This window comes from Citrobacter sp. Cb080, from assembly GCF_030334745.1.
GTDB classification, from domain to species: domain Bacteria; phylum Pseudomonadota; class Gammaproteobacteria; order Enterobacterales; family Enterobacteriaceae; genus Citrobacter; species Citrobacter braakii.
On the sequence record NZ_JAOWDG010000048.1, the window covers coordinates 1 to 14,137 of the forward strand.

Genomic DNA, 14,137 nt, shown 5'->3' on the forward strand with positions numbered 1-14,137 from the left:
CCACTGTTCGTCCATTTCCGCGCAGACGATGACGTCACTGCCCGGCTGTATGCGCGAGGTTACCGACTGCGGCCTGAGTTTTTTAAATGGCGGAAAATCGTGTTGAGGCCAACGCCCATAATGCGGGCGGTTGCCCGGCATCCAACGCCATTCATGGCCATATCAATGATTTTCTGGTGCGTACCGGGTTGAGAAGCGGTGTAAGTGAACTGCAGTTGCCATGTTTTACGGCAGTGAGAGCAGAGATAGCGCTGATGTCCGGCAGTGCTTTTGCCGTTACGCACCACCCCGTCAGTAGCTGAACAGGAGGGACAGCTGATAGAAACAGAAGCCACTGGAGCACCTCAAAAACACCATCATACACTAAATCAGTAAGTTGGCACCATTACCTATATGAGCAAAGGCTGACGAAAAGGTTACGCGGCCTGTATTACTCCCGCACACTACCGCAAGTTGTGCACAAACCTTTCCGACGTTTCCAGTAACTAACGGTGCAATTGCTGCGGCAGGACCCGCTGGTGTGTCGGGCAATGAGTTGGGCGGGCGTTTAACAGAGTATTTCGCACCACCGTGGCGATGGTGCGTTTTTGTTTACTCATTTCGGCCTGGCGGGCATGCTTGCTTAGGTCAGCGCACCGCCCATACGGCACTGAGCAAAGCGCAGGATATCTTCTGCCAGGCGGTGTGCCGTTTCGACATCAGCATGGCTACGATTCACCAGCATGCGGCTCAGACAGCCCTCCAGCACCAGTTCCATCTGTTTGGCGACCATTGCAGGGTCGTCAACTTCCAGCGTCGTCAGCAGCTCATGGGTGAAGTCATGTGCTGCCTTTTTTTGCTGATCGGCTAACTGATGGATCGGATGCCCGGGATCGGGGTAAAACGTACAGGCGGCGATAAACAGGCAGCCTGGATAGCGATTATTGCTCACGCATTCGGACAGCGCGGTGTAGCGTGCCAGTAATTTCTGTTCAGCGCTCAGGGTGTCATCCAGTAAAAGTTGACGCCGCCAGATATCCACCCGCTGGCTGAGGTAACGTAACGCATCGTACAGAATGGCCTCTTTGTCGGGCCAAAAGCGTTGTAGTTCATCAAGAGGATAATCGATACGTTCGGCCACCATTTCCAGTGTGGTATTGGCTATCCCTTGAACCTCAAGTAATTTCAGGGCTTCTCCCAGGACATCTTCACGTTGCACGGTATTCTCCTCCGTATTTCTTGTTGCAAGTGTCGCTCACGGTTGGCGATCGCGCAAATGTGCGCTGAAGGTCGCGGCATCCATAAAGCCGGTTACCCGAGCCTCCGGATGCTCTTTCCCCTCGGCGTCAAAGAACAAAATAGTCGGCAAACCTAAAACCTGTAGATGTTTCAGCAGAGCGACATCCTGGGCATTGTTTGCAGTCACATCCGCCTGCAAAAGCACCGTGTCGCCTAGCGCTTGCTGAACCTGCTGATTGCTAAACGTATACTTCTCAAACTCCTTACAGGCCACGCACCAGTCAGCATACAGATCCAACATCACGGGCTTGCCTTTAGCTTGTGCCAGCGCCTGATTTAGCGCATCCACCGAAGCCACAGGCGTGAAGTTAAGGTGTGTCTGGGTTTGAGCATGCGGCACGCCGAACGCCCAGTCCTGCAATGGCTGTACGCTTACCAGCGCTGCAGCTAACAGGATAATTTGCACGATGCTCATCCAGGCGTGCTTTGCCTGCAGGCTGGTGATAAATGCCCAGCTAAAGAATGCGACGCCCAACAGCGACCACAGGCGAACGCCCCAGTCGTCGCCAATGATGCGTTCGAGTAAGAAGACGGGGAGCGCCAGAATGACAAAGCCAAAAGCGGTTTTGACATGTTCCATCCATGGGCCGCTTTTAGGTAACAGACGATTACCGAATACGGTAATTAGCATCAGAGGTAATCCCATCCCCAGCGCGTACAGATACAGCGTGCCGCCTCCCAGCCACATGTTCCCGCTCTGAGCGATATACAGCAAAATCGCGCTTAGCGGGGCTGTTGTACAAGGAGAACAGATGAGGCCGGCAATCGCCCCCATCGCAAAGACGCTACCGGGGGAACCGCCTTGTTGACGGTTACTCATCAATGTAAGGCGTGTTTGCAGCGATGAAGGGAGTTGCAGCGTGAACAAGCCAAACATCGAAAGGGCCAGCAGCGTAAAGACCACGGCAAGGCCAATCAGGACGTAAGGATGCTGTAGCGCAGCCTGGAACTGCAATCCAGCGGCCGCAACAACCAGACCCAGCGCGGTATAAGTGAGCGCCATTCCCTGGACGTAGATAAACGTCAGCAGCAGCGCGCGTCCGGTTGATAAGCGTTGTTTGCCGCCCAGCACGATACCGGAAATCAGCGGATACATCGGCAATACGCAAGGTGTAAACGCGATGCCAATTCCGATTAGCAATGCCCACAGCGCAGAGAAGGGAAGCTGGGTTGCAGGTTGTGGTCTCTCTTGCAAAGTATCGGTGGCAGGCACTGGCGCAGGTGTCGCCCTGGTATTGGCAGACACTTCACTTAATGGCACCGTTTTAGTTTCAGGCGGATAGCAAAAACCGGCGTCGGCACAGCCTTGGTATGTGACCGTTAATGTTGCGCCAGATTTAGCCTGATTGACCGTGACCGGGATAGTCAATTGTTTACGGTAAATCTCACTTTTGCCATAAAACTCATCTTCATGCCAGACGCCTGGCGGTAGTTTTACCTCGGCGATATCGGCCTGAGATGGCGTAATGCTTATCTGTTTTCGGTACAGATAGTAGCCATCTTTAACCTGCCATGAGAGGTTCAGATCGTGTTGGTTTTGCTGAAAATCAAAAGCAAACGCCCGATCGGCAGGAACAAACTGCGAGCGGCCAGGCGCGTCAAATAATCCGGCAAAGGTAGATGTGCTGCACAGCAGCAGGATCAGCGTAAGGATGCGTTGAGCCATGAGCGGTAATCAAAGTCTCCGTGAGTGACGGGTAAAACCAGAAGTTCAGGCGTTTGGTATGGATGATGTGACTTCAGGCAATCGAGAAGGGCTTGCTGGTGTGTGACGGTGGTTTTTAAAATCATCTGGACTTCATATTCCTGCTCCAGTTTACCTTCCCAATAATAGAGGGAGGTCGCGCCAGGCAGCAGCGTCACGCAGGCAGCCAGTTTTTCCGCCAGTACTTTGGCGGCCAGATCCTGGGCGGTTGCTTCATCCGGGGCGGTACAGAGCACCACAACGGTATCGGGGATGGAAATATCCTGACTCTTTACATCAAGCATAAACACCTCGAAAGAACAGAGTAACCAGCTAAAGAGTGGTCACTATACAACGGACGAGGGAAGGATGTTAGTTAAAGCGGGATGATGAGGAGGAGGAACTGCAGGGCGCGAAGGCACCCTGCAGTAAAGTCTTACAGCATGAAGCTGCCCAGCAAGAAGCCGAAGCAGACAGCCAAAAGCACGCCCAGAGTACCCGGGATGAAGAACGGATGGTTAAAGACGAATTTACCGATACGGGTTGTACCGGTGTCATCCATCTGCACCGCCGCAACCAGAGTTGGGTAGGTTGGCAGAATGAACAGGCCAGAAACAGCTGCGAAAGACGCAACAGCAGTCAGTGGGGAAACGTTCAGAGCCAGAGCCATCGGCATCAGTGCTTTAGCGGTTGCAGCCTGAGAGTACAGCAGCGCAGAAGCAAAGAAGAAGATGACAGCCAGCAACCACGGATGACCCTGAATTACGCTACCTGCAGTATCTTTGATCCAGTCAATGTTGTGAGATACGAAGGTATCACCCAGCCATGCAACACCCAGGATACAAATACAGGCGCTCATACCCGCTTTAAAGGTGCTGGAGTTCAGGATGGAGTCAGTTTCAACGCGGCAGACGATCGTAGTCAGCGTCGCGACGCTCAGCATGATGATCAGGATTGCGTTGGTGGTGTTCATCAGCGGTTTAGCAACCAGGCCGAGGCTTGGGCTGTTGATGATGGCGTATACAACTACGCAAATCACGCCCAGCAGGAACAACCAAACGGAGGTTTTCGCGCCAGCTTTGATTTCAACTTGTCTTTCACCACGCAGTTCAACCAAACCTTCTTCCAGACGCTTACGATAAATCGGGTCGTCAGACAGTTTGGAGTTGAACAGCATCGTTACCAGGAAGGACATCACCAGAACGGCCAGCAGAGTGGACGGAATGACCACGGACAGCAGGTGAATGTAGCTGATGCCATGACCTTCCATTACGGAAGACATGTAAACCACGGCTGCGGAGATTGGCGACGCCGTAATCGCAATCTGTGCAGAAACCACTGCGGTAGAGAGCGGACGGCAAGGTTTGATACCTTGTTCCTTCGCGACTTCAGCGATAACCGGCAGAGTTGCCAGAGAGATGTTACCGGTACCGGCAAAGATAGTCAGGAAATAGGTCACGATTGGTGCAAGGATCGTGATGTATTTCGGGTTTTTACGCAGCAGTTTTTCAGTTTGATGAACCAGATAGTCCAGACCACCGGCAATCTGCATGGCAGAGATGGCAGCGATAACCGCCATGATAATGGAAATAACATCGAACGGAATATTACCCGGTTTTACGCCAATAGCGGCAAGAACCAGAACACCCAGCCCGCCTGCAAATCCAATACCGATACCCCCAAGTCTGGCACCTAAAAAGATTGCCAGCAAAACGATGATAAGTTCTAAAACTATCATATTAGCCTTCCTTGTTGTTTAACAAGTTGATATTAAATTGTTGTTTTTAAGTAACTTCGAGTAAGAAAAAAGGCACGTCATCATGACGTGCCTTCTCCGGTACTACCCTACACGATTACTGTTCGCTTTCATCAGTATAACGTTTTGCTTTATAAGCAGGGTGCATCAGGTTCTGTGCAGAGAAGATATCGTCCAGTTCAGACTCGGTCAACAGACCGCGTTCCAGGACAACTTCACGTACGCTCTTACCGGTTTCGGCACAAATTTTACCGACGATGTCGCCGTTGTGGTGACCGATGAACGGGTTGAGGTAAGTAACGATGCCGATGGAGTTGAATACAAACGCTTCACAGACTTCTTTGTTAGCAGTGATACCACTAACGCATTTTTCCAGCAGGTTGTAGCAAGCATTGCTCAGAATGTGAATAGATTCAAACATTGCCTGGCCAATGACCGGCTCCATTACGTTCAGCTGCAGCTGACCAGCTTCAGATGCCATAGTAACGGTGATGTCGTTACCGATGACTTTAAAGCAAACCTGGTTTACGACTTCTGGAACAACTGGGTTCACTTTTGCTGGCATGATAGAAGAACCAGCCTGCAGTTCCGGCAGGTTGATCTCGTTCAGACCAGCACGTGGGCCAGAGGAGAGCAAACGCAGGTCGTTACAGATTTTGGACATCTTAACAGCCAGACGTTTCAGTGCGCCGTGAACCATAACGTATGCGCCGCAGTCAGAAGTTGCTTCAATCAGGTCTTCTGCCGGAACACAGGCGAAGCCAGTGACTTCAGCCAGTTTCTGTACTGCCAGCGGGGAGTATTCTTTCGGCGTGTTCAGACCCGTACCGATTGCAGTTGCACCGAGGTTAACTTCCAGCAGCAGCTCAGCGGTACGACTAATGTTTTTCACTTCTTCTTTCAACAGTACGCTGAAAGCATGGAATTCCTGACCGAGGGTCATCGGTACAGCATCCTGCAGCTGGGTACGGCCCATTTTCAGGATGTCCTGGAATTCAACAGCTTTTTGTTCGAAGCCTTCACGCAGTTGGTTCAGGGCATCGATCAGTTTGATGATGGATGCGTATACCGCGATACGGAAGCCAGTTGGGTAAGCGTCGTTGGTAGACTGACATTTGTTAACGTGGTCGTTCGGGTTCAGGTACTGATATTCACCTTTCTGGTGACCCATCAGTTCCAGACCGATATTGGCCAGCACTTCGTTGGTGTTCATGTTGACGGAGGTACCCGCACCACCCTGGTAAACATCTACCGGGAATTGATCCATGCATTTTCCGTTATTCAGGACTTCATCACACGCCGCGATGATGGCATTTGCCACACTCTTAGGAATGGTTTGCAGCTCTTTGTTGGCCATTGCCGCTGCCTTTTTAACCATTACCATACCGCGAACAAATTCAGGAATGTCGCTGATTTTGTTGTTGCTAATGTAGAAGTTTTCAATCGCTCTCAGAGTGTGAACACCGTAGTAGGCGTCCGCTGGAACTTCCCTGGTACCCAACAAGTCTTCTTCGATACGAATGTTGTTTAACATGTGAACCTTCTTTTTCAAGCTGCCAATGATTTGACTAAACACACAGGATATATGTGATTTCGATTGTTTCTCGACCGACGATTATCCCCTGCATCGGTCTGATACTCGAGATCATATGCTGGTTCAGGATTTCTACCGTAATCTGGATCACTTAAAGCGTGGAATTTACCCCTTATTTATTATTCTGTGAAATGGATCACCCCTTTAGGATTAATACTAAAAATAAGTGTACAAGCGACTTGAAATTTTGCTAACCACCTCAACATCTAATTGATGCGAGTCACATAATTCATCGGGCAGGCGTTGAAAAAAACGACTGTTATTGACAGGAGAACCCTTTGCGCTGGATACCATTACTTGCCATTTTTCTCTATGTTTACATAGAGATATCTATTTTTATTCAGGTTGCCCATGTCCTGGGTGTCCTGATGACGCTGATTTTGGTTATTTTTACGTCGGTTATCGGTATGTCTCTGGTTCGTAACCAGGGATTTAAAAACTTTTTACTGATGCAACAAAAAATGGCGGCTGGTGAAAGTCCGGCTGCAGAAATGATCAAGAGCGTGTCGCTGATCATTGCTGGTCTGCTGTTGGTACTGCCCGGCTTTTTCACCGATTTCCTCGGTCTTCTTCTTTTATTACCCCCGGTGCAAAAACATCTGACGATGAAACTGCTGCCGCATTTGCGTTTTTCGCGTATGCCGGGCGGTGGTTTTAGCGCCGGAACCGGTGGCGGTGAGACCTTTGATGGCGAATTTCAGCGCAAAAACGACGATCGCAACCGTATTGATCATAAAGACGATCCTCGGGATTAAGCATCAGTATGCGGGCCGGATAAGCGTGAGCACCATCCGGCAAAATGCTTATCTGCCGGATGACGGTGTCAACGTCGCTTTATCCGGCCTGCGGGGTAAAAACAGCCACAGCCCTGCCAGCATAATCAGCGCATACAGGCTCTTCCGGCCAACCATTGCCAACAGCAGCAGACACAGTAGACCGCCAATGACCGCCAGCATGCGATACTGCCCTTTCAGTAATCGACATCCCGCCAGCATGCACAGCAAATAAATCATAATAAAGATGCCGTTAGCATAGACGATTAACGCATCGAGATTGATTTTCAGCATATAGATGCACAACGTACTGATCACGCAGCAGCCCAATACGGCGTTTAGCGCATTGCGTGGAAGGTGACGGGGAGACAGACGCGCCAGATGGCTCTCCGGCTTATATTGCGCTTGCGACCAGACCAGCCGGGCGAAACTTTGAATATAAATGTTGAGACTGGCAAAACAGGCCAGATAACCAATGATGCAGGCGACCCACAGTGCCTGTACGCCAAATAACTGCACGACGATCTCTGGCAGTGAGGCCGCCGCCGCCATTTGCTCACCGTAGGCGCCAAAATGAAGCACGACGACGGTGCATGCCCAATAAACAGAGCCCGCAAGCAGCAGGCCGATCATCAGCGCGCGCGGGAAATCCCGCTCCGGGTTTTTGAATTCAGATGCCAGATGGGCAAACGCTTCAAGGCCAACAAAACACCAGAACATCACCGACAGCGCGGCGAACAGTCCGGGGAGCTCAATCTCGGTTATCGCAGGGAAGGGGATTTCGCCAGGTTTCACATCGCCTGCCCACCAGATGGCGACAATGAGGGCAACAATCAATCCGGCAATGACCGTTTGCAGATTAGCGCTAGAGCTGGCACCGTGGGAGCCGATATACCAAACCAATGCCAGCGTACCGAGCTCTGCCAACAGAAGCTGTTCGTCATGCCAGCCAAACATCGCCTGACCAAATCCGGCGGCAATATGTAATGCCGCAGGCAAGCCGACGGGAATCACCGACAAAAATAGCCATCCGGTGACGCGCTCCAGGCGTGAGCCAAAGGCCATACCAACAAAATGCGCCACGCCACCCGCGCTGGGAAAATGACGACCCAGTACGGCAAAGACAATCGCCACGGGAAAGACTAAAACAATCAGCACCGGCCAGGCCCACAGGCTGTTGTTGCCAGCCACCAGCGCGGCTAGCGCAGGGACGGCGAAAACGCCTGTACCTAGCAATGATGTCGACAACAGGCCAATGCCCTGAGCCAGTCCCAGCTCTTGTTTCAGTCCGCTCATAAGTTGTTATCCGGTTATGCCCATTGACCGGGCTACAGCGCAGATTTTTGATGGTATCACAATCGTATTTGCTTATGACGACGTGACTGAAATCGTTATAAAATGTGATGCGCGTCGGCGTTTTGCCGGAATTTTCTGCTGATATAAATTTTTTTTCGCTTGCCCCCTTGAAGGTACAAAGCCCCATCCCCATTTCTCTGGTCACTAGCCGGGAAACCGTTCACGGGCCGGCGTCACCCATAACTGATAAAGACTTTCTCAAAGGAGAGCTATCAATGAGTATTCGTCCGTTACATGATCGTGTGATCGTCAAACGTAAAGAAGTTGAATCTAAATCTGCTGGCGGCATCGTACTGACCGGTTCTGCAGCAGGTAAGTCAACTCGTGGCGAAATCATCGCTGTCGGTAAGGGCCGCATCCTGGACAACGGTACCGTACAGCCGCTGGACGTTAAAGTCGGCGATATCGTTATTTTCAACGATGGCTACGGTGTTAAATCTGAGAAGATCGACAATGAAGAAGTGTTGATCATGTCTGAAAGTGACATCCTGGCAATTGTTGAAGCCTAATCCGCGAACGACACTGAACATACGAATTTAAGGGAAAGAGAAAATGGCAGCTAAAGACGTAAAATTCGGTAACGACGCTCGTGTGAAAATGCTGCGCGGCGTAAACGTACTGGCAGATGCAGTGAAAGTTACCCTCGGTCCAAAAGGCCGTAACGTAGTTCTGGATAAATCTTTCGGTGCACCGACCATCACTAAAGATGGTGTTTCCGTAGCCCGTGAAATCGAACTGGAAGACAAGTTCGAAAACATGGGGGCGCAGATGGTGAAAGAAGTTGCCTCTAAAGCGAACGACGCTGCAGGCGACGGTACCACCACCGCAACCGTACTGGCGCAGTCCATCATCACTGAAGGTCTGAAAGCCGTTGCTGCGGGCATGAACCCGATGGATCTGAAACGTGGTATCGACAAAGCTGTCGCTGCTGCCGTTGAAGAACTGAAAGCACTGTCCGTACCGTGCTCTGACTCTAAAGCGATTGCTCAGGTTGGTACTATCTCCGCTAACTCCGACGAAACCGTAGGTAAACTGATCGCTGAAGCGATGGACAAAGTCGGTAAAGAAGGCGTGATCACCGTTGAAGACGGTACCGGTCTGCAGGACGAACTGGACGTGGTTGAAGGTATGCAGTTCGACCGTGGTTACCTGTCTCCTTACTTCATCAACAAGCCGGAAACTGGCGCAGTAGAACTGGAAAGCCCGTTCATCCTGCTGGCTGACAAGAAAATCTCCAACATCCGCGAAATGCTGCCGGTGCTGGAAGCAGTAGCAAAAGCCGGTAAACCACTGCTGATCATCGCTGAAGATGTTGAAGGCGAAGCGCTGGCAACTCTGGTTGTTAACACCATGCGCGGTATCGTGAAAGTCGCGGCGGTTAAAGCGCCTGGCTTCGGTGACCGTCGTAAAGCGATGCTGCAGGATATCGCTACCCTGACCGGTGGTACCGTTATCTCTGAAGAGATCGGTATGGAGCTGGAAAAAGCAACTCTGGAAGATCTGGGTCAGGCGAAACGCGTTGTTATCAACAAAGACACCACCACCATCATTGATGGCGTGGGTGACGAAGCTGCAATCCAGGGTCGCGTGACTCAGATTCGTCAGCAGATCGAAGAAGCAACTTCTGACTACGACCGTGAAAAATTGCAGGAGCGCGTAGCGAAACTGGCAGGCGGCGTTGCGGTTATCAAAGTTGGTGCTGCGACTGAAGTTGAAATGAAAGAGAAGAAAGCCCGCGTTGAAGATGCCCTGCACGCGACTCGTGCTGCGGTAGAAGAAGGCGTGGTTGCTGGTGGTGGTGTTGCGCTGATTCGTGTAGCGTCTAAGATTGCCGGTCTGAAAGGTCAGAACGAAGACCAGAACGTAGGTATCAAAGTTGCGCTGCGCGCAATGGAATCTCCGCTGCGTCAAATCGTACTGAACTGCGGCGAAGAACCGTCTGTAGTGGCTAACACCGTGAAAGCGGGTGACGGTAACTACGGTTACAACGCTGCAACTGAAGAATACGGTAACATGATCGACATGGGTATCCTGGATCCAACCAAAGTAACGCGTTCAGCTCTGCAGTACGCGGCTTCTGTTGCGGGTCTGATGATCACCACCGAGTGCATGGTTACTGACCTGCCGAAAGGTGATGCGCCTGACTTAGGTGCTGCTGGTGGTATGGGCGGCATGGGTGGAATGGGCGGCATGATGTAATTTAATCTTCATACTTCAAGCCGCAGGTTCATTGGCTGCGTTCGTTTACCCCAGTCACTTACTCATGTAAGCACTGGGGGATTCATGAACTTGCCGCCTGCCTGCAACTTGAATTATTTGATTAAATACGTATCTCGCGAAAAATGAGAAACCCTCGGGCAGAAATGTCCGGGGGTTTTTCTTTTGGTCATCTTTTTAGTATATGATTCAGCTACGGACATAACGTCCAGCTCATTGATTATGGGGAATGACATGCACGTGAAATATTTAGCAGGGATCGTTGGTGCCGCGCTACTGATGGCGGGTTGTAGCTCCAGCAACGAACTGAGTTCAGCCGGGCAAAGCGTACGCTTCGTCGAAGAGAAGCCTGGCGCAGAGTGTCAACTGATTGGCACTGCAACCGGTACGCAAAGCAACTGGCTTTCTGGCCAGCACGGCGAAGAGGGTGGCTCTATGCGTGGCGCAGCAAACGATCTGCGTAACCAGGCTGCGGCAATGGGTGGTAACGTGATTTATGGCGTCAGCAGCCCATCACAGGGAATGCTGTCCAGCTTTGTTCCTACTGCCAGTGAAATGACTGGGCAGGTTTATAAGTGCCCAAATTGATAAATGCTGTTGATGCCTGATGGAGACGCTACAACGTCTTATCAGGCCTACGATACAAATTCGTCGGCCTGATAAGCGCAGAAACATCAGGCATTTTGAGCGTTATGCACAGACTGAGCGCGTAAATGATGCAGCGCGCGCAGGCACTGATCCTGATTGAGCTTTTGCGCCTTATCACCCGTCAACGTTCTGACAAACACCTGGCACGGTACACCAGCAAGCTTTTTCAGCCGTGGGCTGAAATCGAGAAGACGGCGAGTAATGGCTTCGGCCTCTTTGCTGCCGGAAGGGGCGCGAGTTTTTACTACCGAACCACAGAACTGGGCTTTTCCTTGATCATCTGTATAGCGGTAAATAATCGCCAGATAATGATGAAACAGGCTTTGTTTCCATTCGGGGTGCGTATAAGAGTCGTATTCCAGATTGTCGTTTTCTTGGCAATCAACATCGTACAGCGGCAGGAAATCCAGCAGCGATGTAATTCGTAGCGCTAATTCCCGCATGCCAGCATTATTTATTGCATGAATAACAGCATGGACCAGCACCCGAATCTGTAGTTCATTAACCAGTAATTCACACGTTTGTCCATCATGCAGTGTCAGAGAAAATGTTAAGTTTTCGCCTTTGTCATCCACTAACATCAGCGAATTTATGCGACGATTAATGTCGGCATTTTTTAGCTCATCTTCCTGAATCAAAGGAATATTTTCGTGCATCTTTTTGCTGACTTTATCGCATTCCTTCTCATATTGCGCATGCTCGTCTTCGCTAAGCTGATGTTTGGCGGATAGCCTGCTTTCCAGGGCGATCAGCAGATCTCTTAGCCCAAGCGGAGAAAGAAAAAATAACGACGTTTTATTCCTTGGTTCTTTTATCTTTAATGCTAAAGCAATAAATTCATTATTTTGACGAATAACACCGGTATTAATGCCCTTAATACTTATAACCATAAAAGGTTCTCCCTAACCATATATTTATTAATATTATGAATTTGGTTCTAATGATATAAATTATGAATTAATGATTTTATAGCGCTAATTAAAATAGCACAGATTAAAAGCGTGGCTCCACTTGTGAGGATTTAAATAATAAGTAATCGTGGTGAGTGTCCGGAATCGGACACTCAATAATGGTTATTGTTGGCGTAGTTGCAGATCCAATGGCGTTTTACTTGGCTCACCGCCAATTTCACGCGCCAGTTTGGGGACCATATAGCCGGAAACCAACGTCAGCAGTTCACGCATAATGTGACGTGCCTCATCGTCGCTGACCATAAAGTGGGCGGCACCTTGCACTTTGTCCAGTACGTGCAGGTAATAGGGCATCACCCCCGCATCAAACAGGGCGTTGCTCAGGTTCGCCAGCGTTTGTGCGTTATCGTTCACGCCACGCAGCAAAACGCTTTGGTTGAGTAGCGTGACGCCAGCGGTACGCAGTCGGACCATCGCCTGGTGAAACGCCTCATCGACCTCATTGGCGTGGTTAATGTGGTTGACCAGCAGAACCTGCAGGGAGGAGCGCGCAAAGCGCTGGACCAGTCCTTCAGTAATGCGCGCGGGGATCACAATCGGCAAACGGCTGTGAATGCGCAGACGCTTAATGTGCGGGATGGCTTCCAGTTGCGTGAGTAACCAGTCCAGTTCATGGTCCTTGGCCATTAGCGGATCACCACCGGAGAAGATAATCTCATCCAGCTCAGGATGCGCGCTAATGTAGTCCAGGGCGACCTGCCAGTTGCGCTTATTGCCCTGGTTTTCGGCATACGGGAAGTGTCGGCGGAAGCAATAGCGACAATTTACCGCGCAACCGCCTTTAACCAACAACAGCGCCCGATTGCGATATTTATGCAGCAAACCGGGGACCACGCTGTGCTGTTCTTCCAGCGGATCGGTCGAGTAGCCAGGTGCAGCAACAAACTCTTCCTGGGAAGTAAGTACCTGACGCAAAAGCGGATCGTCCGGATTGCCTTTTTCCATACGAGCAATAAAGGCGCGCGGTACGCGCAGGGCGAAAAGTCGTCTCGCGTCGCGTCCGGCCAACAGTTTTTCATCTGCGTCTATATTCAAAAGATGCAGAAGTTCATCAGGATCGGTCACAACATCGGCAAGTTGCGATAACCAATCTTCTCTGGATGGGGTATTTAGGGTTACAATATGCGCCATTTTGTGGCTTAGCTACCAGTTAACAATTTTCAGAGGGCCTTATGGCAACGTACTATAGCAACGATTTTCGTGCTGGTCTTAAAATCATGTTGGACGGCGAACCTTATGCGGTTGAAGCCAGCGAATTCGTTAAACCAGGTAAAGGCCAGGCATTTGCGCGCGTTAAGCTGCGTCGCCTGCTGACCGGTACTCGCGTAGAGAAAACCTTCAAGTCTACCGATTCCGCTGAAGGCGCAGACGTAGCCGACATGAACCTGACCTTCCTGTATAGCGACGGTGAGTTCTGGCACTTCATGAATAACACCACTTTCGAACAGCTGGCTGCAGACGAGAAAGCGGTAGGTGATAACGCTAAATGGCTGCTGGACCAGGCTGAATGCATCGTGACCCTGTGGAACGGTCAGCCGATCTCCGTGACTCCGCCAAACTTCGTTGAGCTGGAAGTCGTTGAAACTGACCCAGGTCTGAAAGGCGATACCGCTGGTACTGGCGGCAAACCGGCTACTCTGTCTACTGGCGCAGTCGTTAAAGTTCCGCTGTTCGTACAGATCGGTGAAGTGATCAAAGTGGATACTCGCTCCGGCGAATACGTTTCTCGCGTAAAATAAGATATCTATTTGATCTTATGGCGCAGGTTGCTGCGCCATACTTTTTGTGCACAGAAAACCCCCAGCTAGGCTGGGGGTTCCGGAAAGCTTTCAGCTTTGGGCCAGTTATTAAAACCCCTTT

The 14,137-nt window shown here is 50.7% G+C and carries 13 protein-coding genes and 2 pseudogenes; 6 read left to right on the top strand and 9 right to left on the bottom strand.

The features are described from left to right. A pseudogene (locus OGV38_RS08835) lies at positions 1-335 on the bottom strand (IS1-like element IS1B family transposase); the annotation flags it as partial. Between the two features lie 199 nt (positions 336-534). Between OGV38_RS08835 and OGV38_RS25075 the strand changes: the two are divergent. Continuing rightward, positions 535-621: pseudogene (locus tag OGV38_RS25075) on the top strand (LysE family translocator); the annotation flags it as partial. A gap of 1 nt (position 622) precedes the next feature. Here OGV38_RS25075 and OGV38_RS08840 read toward each other — a convergent pair. The 5 genes from OGV38_RS08840 to aspA all read right to left on the bottom strand — a co-directional run bounded on the left by OGV38_RS08840 (position 623) and on the right by aspA (position 6,252). Continuing rightward, positions 623-1,198: a transcriptional regulator gene (locus OGV38_RS08840; protein ID WP_008785982.1), complete on the bottom strand. Its 576-nt coding sequence runs from the start codon at positions 1,196-1,198 to the stop codon at positions 623-625. Positions 1,199-1,234: 36 nt separating this feature from the next. Further along, positions 1,235-2,944, bottom strand: coding sequence for a protein-disulfide reductase DsbD (locus OGV38_RS08845; RefSeq protein WP_286473194.1), 1,710 nt, complete (start codon positions 2,942-2,944; stop codon positions 1,235-1,237). After that, the gene (cutA, locus tag OGV38_RS08850; protein WP_003025447.1) at positions 2,920-3,267 is read right to left on the bottom strand and encodes a divalent cation tolerance protein CutA; all 348 of its coding nucleotides are present in this window, start codon (positions 3,265-3,267) and stop codon (positions 2,920-2,922) included. Before cutA ends, OGV38_RS08845 begins: the two co-directional genes overlap by 25 nt. 131 nt (positions 3,268-3,398) lie before the next feature. After that, positions 3,399-4,700, bottom strand: coding sequence for an anaerobic C4-dicarboxylate transporter DcuA (gene dcuA / locus OGV38_RS08855; protein WP_016151387.1), 1,302 nt, complete (start codon positions 4,698-4,700; stop codon positions 3,399-3,401). A 115-nt stretch (positions 4,701-4,815) separates the two neighbouring features. Beyond that, positions 4,816-6,252: an aspartate ammonia-lyase gene (gene aspA / locus OGV38_RS08860; RefSeq protein WP_016151388.1), complete on the bottom strand. Its 1,437-nt coding sequence runs from the start codon at positions 6,250-6,252 to the stop codon at positions 4,816-4,818. Positions 6,253-6,590: 338 nt separating this feature from the next. Here aspA and OGV38_RS08865 point away from each other — a divergent pair, with 338 nt between their 5' ends. Beyond that, entirely contained in the window at positions 6,591-7,067 is a 477-nt protein-coding gene (locus tag OGV38_RS08865) for an FxsA family protein (RefSeq protein ID WP_269518205.1), read from the top strand. 48 nt (positions 7,068-7,115) lie between these two features. Here the strand turns inward: OGV38_RS08865 and yjeH are convergent, their stop codons facing one another. Further along, positions 7,116-8,381, bottom strand: coding sequence for an L-methionine/branched-chain amino acid transporter (yjeH, locus tag OGV38_RS08870; protein ID WP_286473195.1), 1,266 nt, complete (start codon positions 8,379-8,381; stop codon positions 7,116-7,118). Between the two features lie 275 nt (positions 8,382-8,656). Between yjeH and OGV38_RS08875 the strand changes: the two genes are divergently transcribed. The 3 genes from OGV38_RS08875 (at position 8,657) to OGV38_RS08885 (ending at position 11,246) form a co-directional block, all read left to right on the top strand. Then, the gene (locus OGV38_RS08875) at positions 8,657-8,950 is read left to right on the top strand and encodes a co-chaperone GroES (protein WP_000027827.1); all 294 of its coding nucleotides are present in this window, start codon (positions 8,657-8,659) and stop codon (positions 8,948-8,950) included. A gap of 43 nt (positions 8,951-8,993) precedes the next feature. Further along, positions 8,994-10,640, top strand: coding sequence for a chaperonin GroEL (gene groL, locus OGV38_RS08880; RefSeq protein WP_003025464.1), 1,647 nt, complete (start codon positions 8,994-8,996; stop codon positions 10,638-10,640). A gap of 252 nt (positions 10,641-10,892) precedes the next feature. After that, positions 10,893-11,246: a DUF4156 domain-containing protein gene (locus OGV38_RS08885; protein WP_016151391.1), complete on the top strand. Its 354-nt coding sequence runs from the start codon at positions 10,893-10,895 to the stop codon at positions 11,244-11,246. Positions 11,247-11,332: 86 nt separating this feature from the next. Here OGV38_RS08885 and yjeJ read toward each other — a convergent pair whose 3' ends face one another. Then, positions 11,333-12,196 (bottom strand): YjeJ family protein, encoded by an 864-nt coding sequence (yjeJ, locus tag OGV38_RS08890; protein WP_016155495.1) that lies wholly within the window; start codon positions 12,194-12,196, stop codon positions 11,333-11,335. Between the two features lie 183 nt (positions 12,197-12,379). Further along, positions 12,380-13,408 carry an EF-P beta-lysylation protein EpmB gene (gene epmB, locus OGV38_RS08895; protein WP_047358982.1) on the bottom strand — a complete coding sequence of 343 codons (1,029 nt, stop codon included), beginning with the start codon at positions 13,406-13,408 and terminating at the stop codon, positions 12,380-12,382. A gap of 41 nt (positions 13,409-13,449) precedes the next feature. Between epmB and efp the strand changes: the two genes are divergently transcribed. After that, positions 13,450-14,016 carry an elongation factor P gene (efp, locus tag OGV38_RS08900; RefSeq protein ID WP_003025478.1) on the top strand — a complete coding sequence of 189 codons (567 nt, stop codon included), beginning with the start codon at positions 13,450-13,452 and terminating at the stop codon, positions 14,014-14,016. The last annotated feature ends 121 nt before the right edge of the window (positions 14,017-14,137 follow it).

Bases quoted from the DNA above. Each gene is read 5' to 3' on its own strand.
- OGV38_RS08875 (WP_000027827.1), top strand. From the start codon at position 8,657: ATGAGTATTCGTCCGTTACATGATCGTGTGATCGTCAAACGTAAAGAA.
- cutA (WP_003025447.1), bottom strand. From the start codon at position 3,267: ATGCTTGATGTAAAGAGTCAGGATATTTCCATCCCCGATACCGTTGTG.
- OGV38_RS08845 (WP_286473194.1), bottom strand. From the start codon at position 2,944: ATGGCTCAACGCATCCTTACGCTGATCCTGCTGCTGTGCAGCACATCT.
- yjeH (WP_286473195.1), bottom strand. From the start codon at position 8,381: ATGAGCGGACTGAAACAAGAGCTGGGACTGGCTCAGGGCATTGGCCTG.
- efp (WP_003025478.1), top strand. From the start codon at position 13,450: ATGGCAACGTACTATAGCAACGATTTTCGTGCTGGTCTTAAAATCATG.
- yjeJ (WP_016155495.1), bottom strand. From the start codon at position 12,196: ATGGTTATAAGTATTAAGGGCATTAATACCGGTGTTATTCGTCAAAAT.
- epmB (WP_047358982.1), bottom strand. From the start codon at position 13,408: ATGGCGCATATTGTAACCCTAAATACCCCATCCAGAGAAGATTGGTTA.
- groL (WP_003025464.1), top strand. From the start codon at position 8,994: ATGGCAGCTAAAGACGTAAAATTCGGTAACGACGCTCGTGTGAAAATG.
- aspA (WP_016151388.1), bottom strand. From the start codon at position 6,252: ATGTTAAACAACATTCGTATCGAAGAAGACTTGTTGGGTACCAGGGAA.
- OGV38_RS08885 (WP_016151391.1), top strand. From the start codon at position 10,893: ATGCACGTGAAATATTTAGCAGGGATCGTTGGTGCCGCGCTACTGATG.
- dcuA (WP_016151387.1), bottom strand. From the start codon at position 4,700: ATGATAGTTTTAGAACTTATCATCGTTTTGCTGGCAATCTTTTTAGGT.